We start from the raw sequence: 16,346 nt of genomic DNA, 5'->3' as shown, positions 1-16,346 counted from the left end.
CGCTGATCGCTGATCGGGTCTTCCCTCGGGAGCGCTCCCCACAGCCGCGCGCGGGCCGGCGGCACAATGCGCCGGTGGCCGCAGTCGACGGCCGGGAGACAAGCGTGCTGTACAAGTTCAAGTCCAAGGCCGGTGCTGATGTGATCATGCTGGCCGCCCACGGCGACCAGGCGCTGCAGGCGCTGGGGCGTTCGCCCGCTGCGCAAGGCATCTTCCAGGCGGGCGATCTGTCGGCGCTGATCGCCCGCGGCGACGCCGCGATCGCCGATGAGCAGGCCGCCTACGAGCGCGCCGTCAAAGAGGCCGAGGCCGAAGGCCGCAAGCCGCCGCCCAAGCCCGAGGTGATGCTGCGTCAGCGCCTGTGGCCGCTGCTGGAGCTGATGCGCGCCGCGCAGGCCGCCAACACCGACGTGGCCTGGGGCGTCTGAATGACGGCCAGCCCGACGATCGCCGAGTCCGCCAGCGCGTCCGCCGAACCCACCTTGATCCTGGCGATCCGCCATGGCGAGACCGCCTGGAATCGCGAGGGCCGGCTGCAGGGGCATCTGAACCTGCCGCTCAACGCGCTCGGCGAGCGCCAGGCCGAGCGCCTGGGCGCGGCGCTGGCCGACGAGCACCTCGACGCGATCTATTCCAGCGATCTGGACCGTGCCGCGGTCACCGCGCGAAACCTCGCCGGCCCGCATGGCATCGAGGTGCGGCTCGATCAGCGGCTGAGGGAGCGCGCCTTCGGCATCCATGAGGGCAAGCTCTGGACCGAGATCGAATCCGAGTTTCCCGAGGACGCGCTGCGCTGGCGCCGCCGGGATCCGGCCTTCGGTCCGCCGGGGGGCGAAAGCTTGGAGCAGCTGTCCGAGCGTGTGGTGGGCGTCGTGTCCGAGCTGGCCGCGGCGCATGCGGGTCAGACCATCGCCATCGTCGCGCATGGCGGCGTGCTGGACTGCTTGTATCGCGCTGCCACGCGCATCGACCTGCAGGCGCCGCGCAGTTGGGTGCTGGGCAATGCGAGCGTCAACCGGGTGCTGTATTCGCCGCAGGGCTTCACGCTCGTGGGCTGGAACGACGACCAGCATCTGCAAGGGCTGACGCTGGACGATCCGGGCGTGCCGGGGTTCATGCCGGGGGCGCTGCAGACTGCCAAGGTCTGAGGGCCGGCGAAGGGAAGACCCTCTCCCCAGCCCTCTCCCGCAAGCGGGAGAGGGAGCATTCAGCGCGCTTGCTGTTCACTTCTTCTCTCGCAAGTGGGCGAGGGGGCCGCACGGCGCGCTGTCAATCGCGGCTCGCGGTGCTGGTTCACTCCCTCGCCCGCGGGGCGGGAGAGGGCGGGGGAGAGGGTGGGAGCGGTGCAGTACGCCAGAGCTCGAAGACCCTCTCCCGCAAGCGGGCGAGGGAGTTACGCTGACCATCAGAGGCGCCGCATCGAGCGCCCATCGAGGAGACCATGACCGACGCTCAGATCATCGTGCTGGCGACGCCGGTGTTCTTCGCCCTGATCGGGCTGGAGTACTGGATCGGCGTGCGCCGTGGCTGCAACACCTATCGGCTCAATGACGCGATGAGCAGCATCGCGCTGGGCATGCTCAGCCAGGTGGTGGGCGTGCTGACCAAGCTCTTCACGCTGGGCATCTACACCTGGGTCTTCGAGCACGCGGCGCTGACCCGGCTGGACGCCGGCGCCTGGTGGGTCTGGCTGAGCGGGCTGCTGCTCTACGACTTCCTCTACTACTGGCATCACCGGCTGGGCCACACCACCGCGCTGCTGTGGGCCGCGCACGCGGTGCACCATCAAAGCGAGGACTACAACCTGTCCACCGCGCTGCGTCAGACCGGCAGCGGCTGGCTGGTCGGCTGGGCCTTCTACATCCCCATGGCCATCCTCGGCTTCCCGCCGCTGGTCTTCGCGGTGGTCGCGCTGATCGACCTGCTCTACCAGTTCTGGGTCCACACCCAGCAGATCGGACGGCTGGGCGGGTTCGACCGCTGGTTCTGCTCCCCGTCCAATCACCGCGTCCATCACGCCGTCAACGACCCCTATCTGGATCGCAACTACGGCGGCATCCTGGTCATCTGGGACCGGATGTTCGGGTCCTTCCAGGAAGAGCTCGACCACGAGCCCTGCGTTTACGGCACCCGGGATGCGCTCTCTAGCTGGAATCCCTGGGCCGCCAACGTGCAGGTCTACGCCAAACTCCTGCGCAAGACTCGGCTCACCCCTCGCTGGCGCGACAAGCTGCGCCTGTGGTGGGAGCCCGCGCACTGGGAACCCGGCATCGGCGCCCGCATAGCGCCCGGATACGACCCGCACGGCAGGTTGCTGTTCGACCCCGTGGTCTCGTCCTCGCACCGCGCGGCGGCGGCGCTGCTGTTCGTGCTGCTGCTGATCGGCGTGGCGCTGTTCCTGTGGAACGCGCACCGGCTCGGCACCGCGGCCCAGATCGCCGTGCTGGCAGGCCTGCTGGCGGGGCAGGCCGCAACCGCCCGCTTGCTCACTCCTCGTCCCGTGTCGTCCACCCCGGGACACCCCTAACGAAGAACTGTTGCGATTTCGCGTCGGCTGTCATGGGGGCGTGCAACGCACTTCTATACTCCGCACACCCTGCTGTACGCCAAACGCCCATAGCGCCGGGTTTACCTGGCCGAAACCTCCAACACACGAAGGTGGACATGAAAAAGATTGCCATTGCAGCTGCCATCGCGGCGCTCTCCGCTCCCGTTTTCGCCCAGAGCTCTGTCACGCTGTGGGGCCGGATCAACACGTCGGTCGAGAGCATCAAGACCGGCAACGGCGACCGCGTCGCCTCGATGGTCAACAACAACTCGCGTCTGGGCTTCAAGGGCACGGAAGACCTGGGCGGCGGCCTGAAGGCCAGCTTCGCGCTGGAACACGGTCTGAACTCCGACGACGGCAAGCAGACCAACTCCGCGTTCTGGAACCGTGAAGCCAGCGTGCAGATCGGCAGCGCGGAATTCGGCGCGATCCGTCTGGGCCGCTGGACCCCGGGCTCGTATTACGCGACCGCCGACTACGTGTCGATGCACAACCACGACACCGGCACCTCGGAAGACAAGCTGTACTCCGGCGCCGGCTTCACGCAGACCAACAAGGTCGGCTACTTCACCCCCAACGTCGGCGGCTTCAACGGCGAAATCGCCCTGCACGCCGGTGAAGGCGTGGATCCCCGCGGCTACGACGTCGCCCTGAACTACGACCAGGGCCCGCTGCACCTGGGCGCCGGCTTCAGCAAGCAAGGCTCCGCCAAGCAGTACGCGATCCGCGGCCTGTATGAACTGGGCGCCTTCACCTTCGGCGGCTACGCGCAGCGCGAAGAGTCCGGCACCCCGCAATCGCCGGGCGCCAAGGACGCGCGCTGGATCGGCCGCGCCGCCGTGATGTACACGCTGGGCCAGTCGGAATTCCACGTGAACGTCGGCGGCACCAAGGCCGGTGCTTACTCGTTCGGCAACGGTCGTTACGGCGGCAAGCAGTACACGCTGGCCTACAACTACAACCTGAGCAAGCGCACCAAGGTCTACGCCTTCTACACGGCCGTGGACGCCAACACCCCGAACAAGGTCAACGACCTGAACTCGTTCGCGCTGGGCGTGCGCCACAACTTCTGATCCTCGGATCGGCGAACGACAAAGGCGCTCCTCGGAGCGCCTTTTTCATTGGGGCGGCCACCTTGAGCGTGGCATCGTTTGGGCGGTCCAGCGGCTCTGGCCGGGCCAGGTCTTGCCTGGCCGCGGGACAGCGTCCACCGTTGCTTGTTCTCGACTACTCGTCGAAGAGCTGCCCCGCCTGCTTGGGCGGCGCGACGCCCAGGTGCCGATACGCCGCCAGCGTCGCGATGCGGCCGCGCGGCGTGCGCTGCAGGAAGCCCTGCTGGATCAGATAGGGCTCGATGACGTCCTCGATAGTGCCCGGCTCCTCGCCGATTGCGGCGGCGACGTTGTCCAGCCCCACCGGTCCGCCGTCGAAGCGGTGCACGACCGCCTCCAGCAGCTTGCGGTCCATCAGGTCGAAGCCCAGTGGATCCACGTCCAGCATGGCCAGCGCCTTCTCCGCGATCGTGCGGGTGATGGTGCCGTCGGCCTTGACCTCGGCGTAGTCGCGCACCCGGCGCAGCAGCCGGTTCGCGATCCGCGGCGTGCCGCGCGAGCGCCGCGCCACTTCCAAGGCGCCGGACGCCTCGATGGGCGCGCCCAGCAGCGCGGCCGAGCGCGTCACGATGCGCTGCAGCTCCTCGGAGGTGTAGAACTCCAGCCGCGCCACGATGCCGAAGCGGTCGCGCAGCGGATTGGTCAGCATGCCCGCGCGCGTGGTCGCGCCCACCAGGGTGAAAGGCTGCAGGTCCAGCTTGATCGAACGCGCTGCCGGACCCTCGCCGATCATGATGTCGATCTGATAGTCCTCCAGCGCCGGGTACAGGATTTCCTCGACGACCGGCGACAGCCGATGGATCTCGTCGATGAAGAGCACATCGTTGCGCTCGAGATTCGTGAGGATCGCGGCCAGGTCCTTGGGCTTCTCCAGCACCGGGCCGCTGGTCTGGCGCAGGTTCACGCCCAGCTCCGCGGCGATGATGTGGCTCAGCGTGGTCTTGCCCAGGCCGGGCGGGCCGAACAGCAGCACATGATCCAGCGCCTCGCCGCGCTTCTTCGCGGCGCCGATGAAGATCTCCAGCTGCTCCCGCGCCTTGGCTTGGCCGACATACTCGTCCAGCAGCTTGGGCCGCAGCGCGCGCTCGATCGCGTCCTCGTTGGGCGAGGTCGGCTGCGCGCTGATCAGCCGCGCCTGCTGCGGGCGCGGGGTGAAGTCGTCGGTCTGGATGCTCATGGCGAAGGATTGTGCGGCGGGTCGCTGCGGAAGGCGGCGGGCTCAGGACGGGACGATCACGACAAGTGCTTCATCGCGAGCTTGATGCCCTCGCTGACGCCCACGTCCGCCGGCAGCGACTTGAGCGCGATACCGGCCTCCTTCTCGCTGTAGCCCAGGGCGACCAGCGCTTGCAGGATGTCGGCCTGCGCGTCGTTGGCGACGGACACAGGCTGCGACAGATCGGGGCTGAGCTTGCCCTTGAGCTCCAGCAGCAGCCGCTCGGCGGTCTTCTTGCCGATGCCCGGCACCTTCACCAGACGCCCGGCCTCCTGCCGCGAGACCGCCTGCGCCAGATCGCCCACCGACATGCCCGACAGCAGCGACAGCGCCATCTTCGGGCCGACGCCGCTGATCTTGATCAGCAGGCGGAAGGTGTCGCGCTCCTCCGCGGTCAGGAAGCCGAAGAGGACGTGCGCGTCCTCTCGGATGCTCAGGTGGGTCAGCAGCGCGGTCTTCTCGCCCAGGCCGGGCAGGTTGAAGAAGGTGCTCATCGGGACGTCGACTTCGTAGCCGACGCCCTGCACGTCGATGAGGATCTGCGGGGGCGATTTTTCCGCGATGACGCCGCTGAGCTTGCCGATCATGGGCGCGGATTATCCGCGTTCGGCGAGGCGTCGAGCGGCTTCTGCTGGATGTTTGTCCAGTATTTTCCCCGAGGGGCGACCCAGGCGCGCGAAAGCGCCCGCAGGGGCTCAGTTGCGGCCGAACAGGCCCAAGCGCTGCGCTTCCAGCGCGGCCTCGGCGCGCGAGCTCACGTTGAGCTTGCGGTAGATCTGCTTGACGTAGTCGGCGATGGTGTGGCGCGACAGGCCCAGCTGCACCCCGATTTCCGGCAGGGTGAAGCCCTTGGCGACGCGCAGCAGCACCTCGGTCTCGCGATCGGTCAGCGAGACCTCGTGCAGCACCTGCGCCGCCTGCGGCCGGCGCTGCGAGGTGAAATAGGCGATGACCTTGCGGGCGATGGACGGCGACAGCGGCGGCTCGCCCTGGCTGATGCGCTGCAGCTGCTCGACCAGCAGCTCGCGCGACTGCTCCTTGAGCAGATAGCCGAAGGCGCCGGCTTGCAGCGCGGGGAAGAGGTGCTCGTCGTCGTCGTGGATGGTGACGATGACGGATTGGACTTCGGGTTGCTTCTCACGCAGCGCGGAGATCACGTCCACGCCCGAGCCGTCCGGCAGGCCCAGGTCCAGCAGCGCCAGCGTGAAGCGCTGCGAGTTGACCTGCTGCAGCGCATCCTGCACGCGCGAGCACTCGGTGACGACCGCGTTGGCGAAGACCTGTTTGACCAGGACCTTGAGCCAGGCACGGATTTCGGGAATGTCTTCGAGCAGCAGGATGTGGTTCATGGCGCGGGATTCTTGCTCAGGAAAGCGACAGCCACGGGAAAGCTGGCGGGTGTTTGCAACGGTACGGCTTTCCACGCGGGCTGACCATCCTGAACAACGCCCGAGTGTGGCGCGGTCGGCAATGGATCACGCCCGCGCGCGCTTTGCGGCCCCTTCGGCGCGAACCGGGGCCGGTTCTTCCGGGAAGAGGGCGGGAGAGAACGCGATGGATGCGGGGATCGATGACGGGTCCGAGGCTGATCGGCAGCAAAAAGGCACCGGATCAGAGCGGGATGGTCAGGCGGATCACCGTGCCCCAGCCGGGGCCGGATTCGACCAGGCACTGGCCGTGCATCTGCTTGGCGCGCGCCTTCATGCTGGCCATGCCGTGTCCCTTGTCCAGGCGACCTTCCAGCTCCAGCGGGATGCCTTGGCCGTTGTCCTGGATGACGACGGAGAAATAGCCGTCCTGCGCCGAGCAGCTGATCACGCAATGCGTCGCACCCGAGTGCTTGATGATGTTGCTCACCGACTCACGCAGGATACGGGTGGTCTGGACGTAGGCGCGGGCGGGGAAGGTGTGCTCGATGTCCTCGGCGGGAGATTTCCACTCGGCCAGGATGTTGGCCTGGGCCAGGCGCGACACCACCTCGGCGCGCCAGTCGCCCAGCGCGTCCAGCAGCACGACCGGTTTGCCGGTCAGGCCGCGCACCGACAGCCGCATCTCTTCCAGCGCTTCGCGCGCCAGGGTGGAGATGCGGTCCGACTCGCTGGTGTGGACGATGGTCAGCAGCTTGGCGCCCAGGTCGTCGTGCAGGTCGGCGGCGATGCGCTTGCGCTCGCGCTCGGTGACCTGCTCGAGCTTGGCTTCCGCAACCTGGTCGAAGTGGCGCTCCAGTTCGGCGATGCGTTCCTGCAGGCGCAGCTCGCCCTGCAGCACGGCCAGCTCCGATTGCGACAGCGCGCGCGAGAACTCCCGCACCCGGTGCAGCCCCAGGCCGATCAGCGACAGTGGTGCCAAGATGCCGGCCAAGCCGCTGCCCGGCAGCGTCCAGGCGGCGACCACGGCCAGCGCGCCCAGGCCGATCAGCACGCAGCTGATGACGAAGTCGGCGCGGGGATAGCGCTCCTCCAGCGTGGGCAGGAACATGTCCTGCCACAGATGCCAGACATGCCAGGCCATCGCAATCAGCAACTGCGCGCCCAGCCACCAGAGCGCGAACCCGGCGATGCGTGCGGTCGGAAACGGCAACAGCAGCGCGATCGGGAAGAGCACCGCCTGCGCCAGCAGCGCGCGGTGCAGACGGCGATCGCGCCGGCGCAGCCGTCGCATCAGGTAATGGACGCCGCACCACAGCAGCCAGGGCGCGAGCACGACGGCGACCGCCGCCGGCCAGGGCGTCAGCGGCGCCAGGCCGACCATCAGCACCCAGCCCGGCATCAGCGCCAGCAGCCAGCTGATGTGACGCTGCGCACGGCGCTGCCAGATCAGCAACCCCAGCACGAAAGCCATCAGCACCAGCGCCGACTGCAGCCCGTAGCCGAGTTGGGAGGCCAGCAGCGACCAGCGGCTCACCGGGCCCGGATCGCCGCTGCCCGCGGCCTGCGCCAGGCAGGCCGGTGCGATCAGCGCGAGCAAGGCGGTCAGGCCGACGGTCAGCGCGCCAGCGGCGCCGCGCACGGGCGACTCGGGGGGCGCGGTCACGGCGATATCGACCGTGCTTTCCGGACCCGCCTCCCGCTGGTCCGTCCCTTGTTGTTCTATGGTCCGCTGCATGGGGGGCGATTGTGCAGTGACGACCGACGCGCGGCGCACCGGCGCGCGACAATAGCGCCCTCAACCCCCCTGAATACGGAGCCTGCGCCGCTTTGAACCTGCGCCACGCTTTCACCCCTGCCGACAACCGCCGCCTGTCCCATTTGTGCGGTCCGTTGGACGAGCATCTCCGCCAGATCGAGGCGGCCCTGTCGGTGCGCATCACCCATCGCGCCGAGCACTTCAACATCGAGGGCGAGCGCGCCGCGGCCCAGCGGACGCTGCTTCTGCTGGAGGCGATGTATGCGCGCGCCGATCGCGCCATACCGGCCGAGAGCCTGCGGCTGGCCATCGTCGAGGCGGCCAACGACGTCGCCGCGCCGATGCGCTCCGGCGGCGCGCCGGGCGACGTGGATGCCGAGGGCCACGTCGTGCTGCGCACGCGCCGCGCCGACCTGGCCGGTCGCACGCCCAATCAGCACGAGTACCTGCGGCGCATCCTGTCGCACGACATCAGCTTCGGCATCGGGCCGGCCGGCACGGGCAAGACCTTCCTGGCGGTGGCCTGCGCGGTGGATGCGCTGGAGCGCTCGTCGGTGCAGCGCATCATCCTGACCCGCCCGGCCGTCGAGGCCGGCGAGCGCCTGGGCTTCCTGCCCGGCGACCTGACGCAGAAGGTCGATCCGTATCTGCGCCCGCTGTATGACGCGCTCTACGACCTGCTCGGTTTCGACCGCGTGACCAAGGCCTTCGAGAAGGGCCAGCTGGAGATCGCGCCGCTGGCCTTCATGCGCGGCCGGACGCTGAATCACGCGTTCGTCATCCTGGACGAGGCGCAGAACACCACGCCCGAACAGATGAAGATGTTCCTCACCCGCATCGGCTTCGGCAGCAAATGCGTGGTGACGGGCGACACCAGCCAGATCGACCTGCCGCGCGGCATGGCCAGCGGGCTGGTCGACGCGGAGCAGGTGCTGGACGGCGTCGACGGCGTCGCGATCACCCGCTTCACCCGCGCCGACGTGGTCCGCCATCCGCTGGTGGCGCGCATCGTCCAAGCCTATGAAGAGCGGGCTGAGGCGCAGGCCGAGGCCGAAGCGCGCGAGCTGCAGGAACGCGAGGCCCACTTCGCTGAGGAGCGCGAGGAGCGCCGGTTGCGCGCGCTGCTGCTGCGCGAGCAGGCCATGCGCTTCGACGAGCGGCCGATCGCGCCGGCGACGACGCCCGTGGTGAAGCGCCCGGCGGTGAAGCCCGCCGCAAAGAAGCCCGCAGCCAAGACGACCGCGACGAAGGCTGTTGTCAAACCCGCCGCGAAGAAGCAGGCCGCCAAGACCCCCGCCGCAAAGAGCCCCGCGACCAGCAAGCCCCTCGTGAGGAAGCCGGCTGCCAAGCCTCCCGTCGCCAAGAAGGTGGTGGCCAAGAAGGTCGCGCCTCGCAAGGGAGCCGCCCGATGAGCCGCCCGGAACTGAGCCTCTCGTTGCAATTCGCGGATCCGCGCCACAAGGCGCTGCTGCCGCGCCACAAGGTGATCCGCTGGATGCGCGCGGCGCTGGAACTGCCCGGCGAGATGACCGTCCGCATCGTCGATGCGCAGGAGGGGCAGTCGCTCAATCGCGAGTACCGCTCCAAGGACTACGCGACCAACGTGCTGACCTTCGATTACGCCCATGAGCCCGTGGTCGCGGCGGATCTGGTGATCTGCGCCGAGGTCGTGGAGCGCGAGGCGAAGGAGATGGGCCTGGACCTGACCGCGCATTACGCGCACATGCTGGTCCACGGCACGCTGCACGCGCAGGGCTACGACCACGAGGAAGACGACGAGGCCGAATTCATGGAGGCGCGCGAGACCGAGCTCATGCTCGAGCTCGGCTTCGCTGATCCGTATGCGAAGGCCAAGGCGAAGGTCACGCCCGTCGCCAAGAAGTCCGCCGCCAAGAAGCCGGCGGTGAAGAAGCGCTGAGGGCACTCGGGCCTGAGCCATCCAAGCGCGCCGAGTGGCGCGCATTTTTTACTGCTGCGTGCCTAGGTAGCGCTTGCGCCAGAAGAAGGCGCCCAGCGCGATCGCCAGCGCGATCATCACGCCCGTCGCGATCCAGAAGCCGGTCGCCCGGTGGATCAGCGGCAGGGTGTCGAAGTTCATGCCGAAGATGCCGGTGATCAGGTTCAGCGGAAGGAAGATGGCGGTCAGCACCGTCAGCGTCCGCATGATGTTGTTGGTGCGCTCGCCCGTCAGCGAGAAGTGCATCTGGACCGAGGTCTCCGCAGAGGTCTCCAGCCGCCGCACATGCGAGAGCACCCGCTCCACGTGTTCCAGCACGTCACGCGATCGCACGCGAAGCAGCTCGCGCTCGCGCTCGGCGTGGGCGTCGCCGACGGGCCACTCGCCCAGCGCGTCGATCCACTCCTGCACCGCGCTGCGCTGGTCCTCGCAGAGGTCCTCCAGTCGCGACAGCGTGTCCCGCGCCAGCAGCACCACGGTCCAGTCGCGGAAGTGGCCGCGCCGGTCCAGCAGCAGGTTCTGCAGCGCGGTCAACTGACGCGTCAGCATGCGGCGCAGGTCCAGGTAGCTGTCGACCATGTGGTTGACCATGCGCAGCATCAGCTCGGCCGGGCTGGTCGGCAGCCGCGTCGAGCCGCGCAGATCGCGGCCCTCCTGCTGCGCGCCCAGCTTGCTGGCGAAGTAGTCGCGCAGCGCGCATTCGCCCGGATGCACCGTGATCAGCACGCGGTCGAAGACGGCGAAGCCGACCGGACTCGTGTCGATGGACTTGAGCGCCGCCTCGACCGCGGCGGGGCGGTGGGGCTCCTCGTCGGCCATCGTGTGCGGACTGCCGGGCAGCGTCGCCAGCCGGCGGAAGACCATCACGTCATACCAGCTGGTGTAGTCGAAGTGCGACGGCAGCTGCTGGTTCATCAGGTCCGACACATGCAGGTCGAGCAGCTGCGCGCCGGTCCAGCGCTGCAGCCGCTGCTGCAGCGTCGCGAGCTGGAGCTCGAATTCGCGCCGCGGCAGGCCGATCCAGAGGAAGCCCTCGGCAGGCAGCGCCTCGGGCAGGGTCGCGAGTTCTTCGTAGAGGCTCTCGCCGAGATGGAAGATGCGCATGCGTCCGGTGAGGGCAGGGGGCGTGCCGCGGAGCGATCGCCCCGATCAGGCGCCGGCCTTGATCAGGCGCGCGGCGTCCATCGCGAAATAGGTCAGGATGCCGTCGGCGCCGGCGCGCTTGAACGCCAGCAGCGCTTCCATCATCACCGCGTCGTGGTCCAGCCAGCCGTTGGCGGCGGCGGCCTTGATCATGGCGTACTCGCCGCTGACCTGATACGCGAAGGTCGGGACGCGGAACTCGTCCTTCACGCGCCGGACGATGTCCAGATATGGCATGCCGGGCTTGACCATCACCATGTCGGCGCCCTCGGCCACGTCCAGGCCGACTTCGCGCAGCGCCTCGTCGGTGTTACCCGGGTCCATCTGATAGGTCTTTTTGTCGGCCTTGCCCAGATTCGTGCGCGAGCCCACCGCGTCCCGGAACGGACCGTAGAAGGCGCTGGCGTACTTGGCGCTGTAGGCCATGATCCGCGTGTGGATGTGGCTGTCGGCCTCGAGCGCCTCGCGGATGGCGCCGATGCGGCCGTCCATCATGTCGCTGGGGGCCACGATGTCCACGCCCGCCTGGGCCTGGACCAGCGCTTGTTTCTTCAGCAGCTCGACCGTGCGGTCGTTCAGGATGTAGCCCTGCTCGTCGAGCACGCCGTCCTGGCCGTGGCTGGTGTACGGGTCCAGCGCGACGTCGGTCAGCACCCCAAGACCTGGCACCCGCTCCTTGAGCGCGCGCACGATGCGCGGGATCAGGCCGTCGGGGTTCGTGGCCTCGATGCCGTCGGGCGTCTTCAGCGCGGGATCGATGGCGGGGAACAGCGCCAGCACCGGGATGCCCAGTTCGACGCATTCCTCGGCCACGGGGATCAGCTTGTCCAGGCTCAGGCGCGAGACGCCGGGCATCGAAGCGATGGGTTCGACGCGGTTTTCGCCCTCGTGGACGAACACCGGGTAGATGAAATCGTTGGCGTGGAGGCGGTGTTCGCGGACCAGCGCGCGGGTGAAAGCGTCACGGCGCAGACGGCGCGGACGGCTCAGGGGATGGGGGGCAGGCAGTTGCATGGGTTTCGAGAAATACCACCGGGATGGGGGGCGCTACGTAGAAGGACGTAGATTCCGAAATTCGGCAGATCTGTTAAAGTCGCTCCTGAATGATAGCCGCTCGGTTGTCATTCCCTGCTTTTCCTCCCTGAGCAGGAGCCTTAACGTGATGACAGCGATAAGGCTTTCCAACCCCGGCTGTGAAGCCGGGGTTTTTTTTCGCGCCGTCCATAATGCCGCGATGCTCTGGATCAAAGCGCTACACATCATCTTCGTCGCCGCGTGGTTCGCCGGCCTGTTCTACCTCCCCCGCATCTTCGTCAATCTGGCGATGGTCCCGCAGGACAGCCACGCCGAGCGCGAGCGCCTGCTGCTGATGGGCCTGAAGCTCTACCGCTTCAGCTCGATGCTGATGGCCCTGGCATTGCTCTTCGGCCTGACGCTGTGGCTGCATTACGGCATTGGCCGCGGCCCGGGCAACGGCTGGATGCACGCCAAGCTGGCGCTGGTGGTGCTGGTGATCGGCTATCACCACATGTGCCGCGCGATGCTGCGCCGCTTCGAGCTCATGGCCAACCGCCGCAGCCACAAGTGGTACCGCGTGTTCAACGAGGTCTCGGTGCTGCTCTTCGCGGCCATCGTGATCCTGGTGGTCGTCAAACCCATCTGACCGCGCGATGAGCCGGCGCAGCTCCGCCACCTGGCTGGCCTTGTGCTATGCCGTGCTGGTCGTCTACGCCAGCCTCTATCCGTTCTGGCCCTGGCGTCTGCCGCCCAGCCTGCCCTGGCCCGGCGTCATCGGGCTGCCCTGGCCGCGCTACTGGGGCCGCTTCGACATCTGGATCAACGTCGTCGGCTACTGGCCGCTGGGCTTGCTGTGCTTCGCCGCGGTGATCCGCAGCGGGGGCGGGCTGTTGCGCGCGCTGGTGCTGAGCCTGCTGGGGCTGCCGCTGCTGTCCTTTTCGATGGAGACGCTGCAGTACTTCCTGCCCGGGCGCGTCCCTTCGCTGGCGGACTTCCTGCTCAACAGCGCCGGCGCCTGGACCGGCGCGCTGTGCGGCTGGGCGCTGTACCGCTTCGGCGGGCTGGAGCGCTGGGACGGCTGGCGCGAGCGCTGGTTCGTGCCGCACAGCGCGGGCGCGCTGGCGCTGCTGGCGCTGTGGCCGATCGGGCTGCTCTATCCGGCGCCGCTGCCGCTGGGGCTGGGCCAGCTCTTCCCGCGCTTGCGCGAATGGGTCGAGCTGCTGCTCGCCGACACCCCCTGGGAGCTGGTCCCGCGCGACCTGCCCGACGACCTCCCGCTGCCGCCGGGCCTGGAGGCCATCGCCATCGCGATGGGCCTGCTGGCGCCGTGTCTGCTCGCCTTGTCGGTCGCGCGGCCGGGCCGCTGGCGACGCATGCTGCTGGTGCTGGGCGCGCTGCTGCTGGGCGTGCTGTCGACGGCCTGGTCCACGCTGCTCAACTTCGGCCCCGATCACGCCTGGGCCTGGCTTACGCCGACGACGACGCCGGGACTGGCCATCGGCGGCGCGCTCGCGCTGCTGGCCGCGCTGATGTCGCGTCGCGCGAGCGCCGCCTGGGGCCTGGTCGTGCTGACCGCGCTGATCGCGCTGGTGGCCGAGGCGCCCTCCGATCCCTACCTCACCGAGAGCCTGCAGTTCTGGGAGCAAGGCCGCTTCGTCAACATGTACGGGCTGGCGCAGTGGGTGGGCTGGGTGTGGCCCTTCGCCGCGCTGGCCTGGCTGCTCTACGGCGTGACGCAGAGCGATCCGCCCCCGCCGCCGACGTCATCGCCGCCTGAAGCTGCGGCTTCGCCTTCGCCCGTCGATCGTGAAGAAGCGCACGATCTGGCGCTTGGTGGAAACCCTGAAACTACAATCGCCCGATGAGCTCCCCCAGCTACTACCAACGCCACATCTTCTTCTGCCTGAACCAGCGCGAGAACGAGAACGCCTGCGCCCAGCACGGCGCCCAGGAAGCCTTCGACCACTGCAAGCAGCGGGTCAAGGCCGAGAAGCTCGCGGGCAAGGGCGGCGTGCGCGTCAACAAGGCAGGCTGCCTGGACCGCTGCGCCGGCGGGCCCGTCGCCGTCGTGTACCCGGACGCGGTCTGGTACACCTTCGTGGACAAGGCCGACATCGACGAGATCGTCGAGCGCCACCTCAAGCACGGCCAGGTCGTCGAGCGCCTGGTGCTGGACGACGCGGTCGGCCGCTGAGGGAGCGCACGTCATGAATGCACAGACCCAGCGCCGGCTGATCGCCGGTCCGGCCGGCGCGATCGAATGCGCCGTCGACGAGCCCGCGGTGGATGCCGGCCCGCTGCGCGGCGTGGTGGTGATCTGCCACCCCAATCCCACGCAGGGCGGCACGATGGACAACAAGGTGGTGCAGACGATCGCGCGCGCCTTCGTCCATCTGGGATACCGCGCCGTGCGCTTCAACTTCCGCGGCATCGGCAAGTCGGAGGGCGGCTGGGACGAGGGCCGCGGCGAGGTCGACGACGCCTCGGCCGTGATCGCGGCGTTCCGCGATCCCGCGCAGCCGCTCGCGCTGGCGGGCTTCTCCTTCGGCGGCTTCGTCGCGTCGCAGGCGGCGCTCCAGCTGGCGCAGCCGGCCGAGCGCCTGCTGCTGGTGGGCCCGGCCGCGAGCCGCTTCGGCGTGGCCACCGTGCCCGCCGACACCGTCGTGATCCACGGCGAACAGGACGATGTGGTGCCGCTGCAGGCGGTGCTGGACTGGGCGCGCCCGCAGGCGCTGCCGGTCATCGTGGTGCCCGGTGTCGGGCATTTCTTCCATGGGCAGTTGCCGCTGCTCAAGAACCTGGTGTTGCGCAGCTGGCATCCCGCCGGCGTCGCGCGCGCCTGAGGACTTCCTCCGAATGAAACGATTCCTTGCTTCCCTGGCCCTCGGCGTGGGTCTGTCCGGCTTCCTGATGAACGGCGCCTCGGCGCAGGCGCTGACGCCGCCCGAGATCGCGGCGCGCAACTACGTGCTGCTGGATCTGACCACGCATCAGACCCTGGCCGAGCGCGACGCCGACGTCCCGCAGGACCCGGCCTCGCTGACCAAGCTGATGACGGCCTACATCGTGTTCGACGCGATCAAGGCCAAGCGCCTGACGCTGGACCAGACGGTGACCGTCTCCAAGCGCGCCTGGGACGAGCGCAAGGGCGATCCCTCGCTGATGTTCATCGACACCACGATGACGCCCAAGGTCGACGAGCTGATCCGCGGCATGATCATCCAGTCGGGCAACGACGCCTCGGTCGCGCTGGCCGAGGCCGTCGGCGGCACCGTCGAGCAGTTCGTCGCCATGATGAACAAGCAGGCGCAGGCCTGGGGCCTGAAGAACACCTCGTTCACCAATGTCACCGGCATCACCGCCCCGGGGCACAAGACCTCGGCGCGCGACATCGCCGTGGTGTTCTCGCATGTGATCCAGGACCATCCGCAGTTCTACGCCGAGTACTACTCCAAGCGCGAGTACACCTTCAACAAGATCCGCCAGTTCAACCGCAACATGCTGCTGGGCCGCGACCCGTCGGTGGACGGCGGCAAGACCGGCTACACCGATGCCGCCGGCTACTGCCTGGCGGTGAGCGCGCAGCGCGAGGTGCCCAACGGCAAGCGCCGTCTGCTGAGCGTGGTGATGGGCACGGCCTCCAAGGAAGCCCGCGCGACCGAGAGCCAGAAGCTGCTGAACTGGGGCTACGCCGCGTTCGACGCGGTGCGCCTGTTCGAGAAGAACCAGCCCATCACGACCGTCAAGGTGTGGAAGGGCGCGAGCCCCGAGGCCAAGCTGGGCGCGGCCGATGCCGTGTTCGTCGCCGTGCCGCGCGGCGAGGGCGGCAAGCTCAAGACCGACATCCAGCGCACCGATCCGCTGGTGGCTCCGCTGGCGCTGAACCAGCGCGTGGGCAGGCTGAAGGTGACCACGGCGTCGGGCGCCTCCGTGGCCGAGGTGCCGCTGGTCGTGCAGCAGGAAGTCCCGCTGGCCGGCATCTTTGGCCGCGCCTGGGACGCGATCCGTCTCTGGATCAAGTGAGCTGCGATGAGGTCGCTTCCAGGAGCGACCGCCTGACGGCTTGATCGAGCGCGCGATTGCTCGCTCGATGTCCGCGCCGGCCCTTCGGGGCCGGCTTTGCTTTGCGGCCGCCAAGGCCCCTCGCTTGCCGGGGTTGGCGTGCCGGGCCAGCGGCGTACAGTCGATGGGCTGGTCGCGACGACTTCTCCACGACGCCACGGGAGC

At 68.6% G+C, this 16,346-nt stretch carries 15 protein-coding genes and 2 pseudogenes; 11 read left to right on the top strand and 6 right to left on the bottom strand.

Going from position 1 to position 16,346, the window contains the following annotated elements:
- The first annotated feature begins 104 nt into the window (after window positions 1–104).
- The 4 genes from ABDW59_RS15490 (at window position 105) to ABDW59_RS15475 (ending at window position 3,621) form a co-directional block, all read left to right on the top strand.
- The gene (locus ABDW59_RS15490; RefSeq protein ID WP_343630736.1) at window positions 105–428 is read left to right on the top strand and encodes a DUF1840 domain-containing protein; all 324 of its coding nucleotides are present in this window, start codon (window positions 105–107) and stop codon (window positions 426–428) included.
- The gene (locus ABDW59_RS15485; protein ID WP_343630735.1) at window positions 429–1,148 is read left to right on the top strand and encodes a histidine phosphatase family protein; all 720 of its coding nucleotides are present in this window, start codon (window positions 429–431) and stop codon (window positions 1,146–1,148) included.
- A 293-nt stretch (window positions 1,149–1,441) separates the two neighbouring features.
- Window positions 1,442–2,527, top strand: coding sequence for a sterol desaturase family protein (locus ABDW59_RS15480; protein ID WP_343630734.1), 1,086 nt, complete (start codon window positions 1,442–1,444; stop codon window positions 2,525–2,527).
- A gap of 137 nt (window positions 2,528–2,664) precedes the next feature.
- Window positions 2,665–3,621: a porin gene (locus ABDW59_RS15475; RefSeq protein ID WP_343630733.1), complete on the top strand. Its 957-nt coding sequence runs from the start codon at window positions 2,665–2,667 to the stop codon at window positions 3,619–3,621.
- A gap of 154 nt (window positions 3,622–3,775) precedes the next feature.
- Here the strand turns inward: ABDW59_RS15475 and ruvB are convergent, their stop codons facing one another.
- From ruvB to ABDW59_RS15455, 4 genes are all read right to left on the bottom strand, one after another.
- Entirely contained in the window at window positions 3,776–4,837 is a 1,062-nt protein-coding gene (gene ruvB, locus ABDW59_RS15470; RefSeq protein WP_343630732.1) for a Holliday junction branch migration DNA helicase RuvB, read from the bottom strand.
- Window positions 4,838–4,893: 56 nt separating this feature from the next.
- Window positions 4,894–5,463, bottom strand: coding sequence for a Holliday junction branch migration protein RuvA (ruvA, locus tag ABDW59_RS15465; RefSeq protein ID WP_343630731.1), 570 nt, complete (start codon window positions 5,461–5,463; stop codon window positions 4,894–4,896).
- A gap of 108 nt (window positions 5,464–5,571) precedes the next feature.
- A complete protein-coding gene (locus ABDW59_RS15460; RefSeq protein WP_067069232.1) occupies window positions 5,572–6,225 on the bottom strand; it encodes a response regulator transcription factor in 654 nt (217 codons plus the stop codon).
- Between the two features lie 262 nt (window positions 6,226–6,487).
- Window positions 6,488–7,981, bottom strand: coding sequence for an ATP-binding protein (locus ABDW59_RS15455; RefSeq protein ID WP_343630730.1), 1,494 nt, complete (start codon window positions 7,979–7,981; stop codon window positions 6,488–6,490).
- A gap of 92 nt (window positions 7,982–8,073) precedes the next feature.
- On the opposite strand from ABDW59_RS15455, the pseudogene ABDW59_RS15450 reads away from it, so the two are divergent.
- A pseudogene (locus ABDW59_RS15450) lies at window positions 8,074–9,033 on the top strand (PhoH family protein); the annotation flags it as partial.
- A 377-nt stretch (window positions 9,034–9,410) separates the two neighbouring features.
- A pseudogene (gene ybeY, locus ABDW59_RS15445) lies at window positions 9,411–9,851 on the top strand (rRNA maturation RNase YbeY); the annotation flags it as partial.
- A 117-nt stretch (window positions 9,852–9,968) separates the two neighbouring features.
- Here ybeY and ABDW59_RS15440 read toward each other — a convergent pair.
- Both ABDW59_RS15440 and hemB read right to left on the bottom strand, forming a co-directional pair.
- The gene (locus ABDW59_RS15440) at window positions 9,969–11,063 is read right to left on the bottom strand and encodes a magnesium transporter CorA family protein (RefSeq protein WP_343630729.1); all 1,095 of its coding nucleotides are present in this window, start codon (window positions 11,061–11,063) and stop codon (window positions 9,969–9,971) included.
- Between the two features lie 45 nt (window positions 11,064–11,108).
- Window positions 11,109–12,116, bottom strand: coding sequence for a porphobilinogen synthase (gene hemB / locus ABDW59_RS15435; RefSeq protein WP_343630728.1), 1,008 nt, complete (start codon window positions 12,114–12,116; stop codon window positions 11,109–11,111).
- A gap of 220 nt (window positions 12,117–12,336) precedes the next feature.
- Here hemB and ABDW59_RS15430 point away from each other — a divergent pair, with 220 nt between their 5' ends.
- From ABDW59_RS15430 to ABDW59_RS15410, 5 genes are read left to right on the top strand one after another with little or no spacing between them, the layout of a single operon-like run.
- A complete protein-coding gene (locus ABDW59_RS15430; protein WP_343630727.1) occupies window positions 12,337–12,765 on the top strand; it encodes a CopD family protein in 429 nt (142 codons plus the stop codon).
- Between the two features lie 7 nt (window positions 12,766–12,772).
- Window positions 12,773–13,984 (top strand): VanZ family protein, encoded by a 1,212-nt coding sequence (locus ABDW59_RS15425; protein WP_343630726.1) that lies wholly within the window; start codon window positions 12,773–12,775, stop codon window positions 13,982–13,984.
- Entirely contained in the window at window positions 13,981–14,313 is a 333-nt protein-coding gene (locus tag ABDW59_RS15420; RefSeq protein WP_343630725.1) for an NAD(P)H-dependent oxidoreductase subunit E, read from the top strand. The genes ABDW59_RS15425 and ABDW59_RS15420 overlap by 4 nt, the downstream gene beginning before the upstream one ends.
- Before the next feature lie 13 nt (window positions 14,314–14,326).
- Window positions 14,327–14,962 carry an alpha/beta fold hydrolase gene (locus ABDW59_RS15415; RefSeq protein WP_343630724.1) on the top strand — a complete coding sequence of 212 codons (636 nt, stop codon included), beginning with the start codon at window positions 14,327–14,329 and terminating at the stop codon, window positions 14,960–14,962.
- A 13-nt stretch (window positions 14,963–14,975) separates the two neighbouring features.
- Window positions 14,976–16,142: a D-alanyl-D-alanine carboxypeptidase family protein gene (locus tag ABDW59_RS15410; RefSeq protein ID WP_343630723.1), complete on the top strand. Its 1,167-nt coding sequence runs from the start codon at window positions 14,976–14,978 to the stop codon at window positions 16,140–16,142.
- Window positions 16,143–16,346 lie beyond the last annotated feature (204 nt).

The organism is Roseateles sp., assembly GCF_039595295.1.
Lineage (GTDB): Bacteria > Pseudomonadota > Gammaproteobacteria > Burkholderiales > Burkholderiaceae_C > Roseateles.
The sequence above is the reverse complement of the archived record's forward strand: the minus strand, read 5'-3'. Positions and strand labels throughout refer to the sequence as shown.

Coding starts and splice junctions, on each gene's coding strand:
- ABDW59_RS15485 (WP_343630735.1), top strand. CDS start 429: ATGACGGCCAGCCCGACGATCGCCGAGTCCGCCAGCGCGTCCGCCGAA.
- ABDW59_RS15480 (WP_343630734.1), top strand. CDS start 1,442: ATGACCGACGCTCAGATCATCGTGCTGGCGACGCCGGTGTTCTTCGCC.
- ABDW59_RS15475 (WP_343630733.1), top strand. CDS start 2,665: ATGAAAAAGATTGCCATTGCAGCTGCCATCGCGGCGCTCTCCGCTCCC.
- ruvB (WP_343630732.1), bottom strand. CDS start 4,837: ATGAGCATCCAGACCGACGACTTCACCCCGCGCCCGCAGCAGGCGCGG.
- ruvA (WP_343630731.1), bottom strand. CDS start 5,463: ATGATCGGCAAGCTCAGCGGCGTCATCGCGGAAAAATCGCCCCCGCAG.
- ABDW59_RS15460 (WP_067069232.1), bottom strand. CDS start 6,225: ATGAACCACATCCTGCTGCTCGAAGACATTCCCGAAATCCGTGCCTGG.
- ABDW59_RS15455 (WP_343630730.1), bottom strand. CDS start 7,981: ATGCAGCGGACCATAGAACAACAAGGGACGGACCAGCGGGAGGCGGGT.
- ABDW59_RS15440 (WP_343630729.1), bottom strand. CDS start 11,063: ATGCGCATCTTCCATCTCGGCGAGAGCCTCTACGAAGAACTCGCGACC.
- hemB (WP_343630728.1), bottom strand. CDS start 12,116: ATGCAACTGCCTGCCCCCCATCCCCTGAGCCGTCCGCGCCGTCTGCGC.
- ABDW59_RS15430 (WP_343630727.1), top strand. CDS start 12,337: ATGCTCTGGATCAAAGCGCTACACATCATCTTCGTCGCCGCGTGGTTC.
- ABDW59_RS15425 (WP_343630726.1), top strand. CDS start 12,773: ATGAGCCGGCGCAGCTCCGCCACCTGGCTGGCCTTGTGCTATGCCGTG.
- ABDW59_RS15420 (WP_343630725.1), top strand. CDS start 13,981: ATGAGCTCCCCCAGCTACTACCAACGCCACATCTTCTTCTGCCTGAAC.
- ABDW59_RS15415 (WP_343630724.1), top strand. CDS start 14,327: ATGAATGCACAGACCCAGCGCCGGCTGATCGCCGGTCCGGCCGGCGCG.
- ABDW59_RS15410 (WP_343630723.1), top strand. CDS start 14,976: ATGAAACGATTCCTTGCTTCCCTGGCCCTCGGCGTGGGTCTGTCCGGC.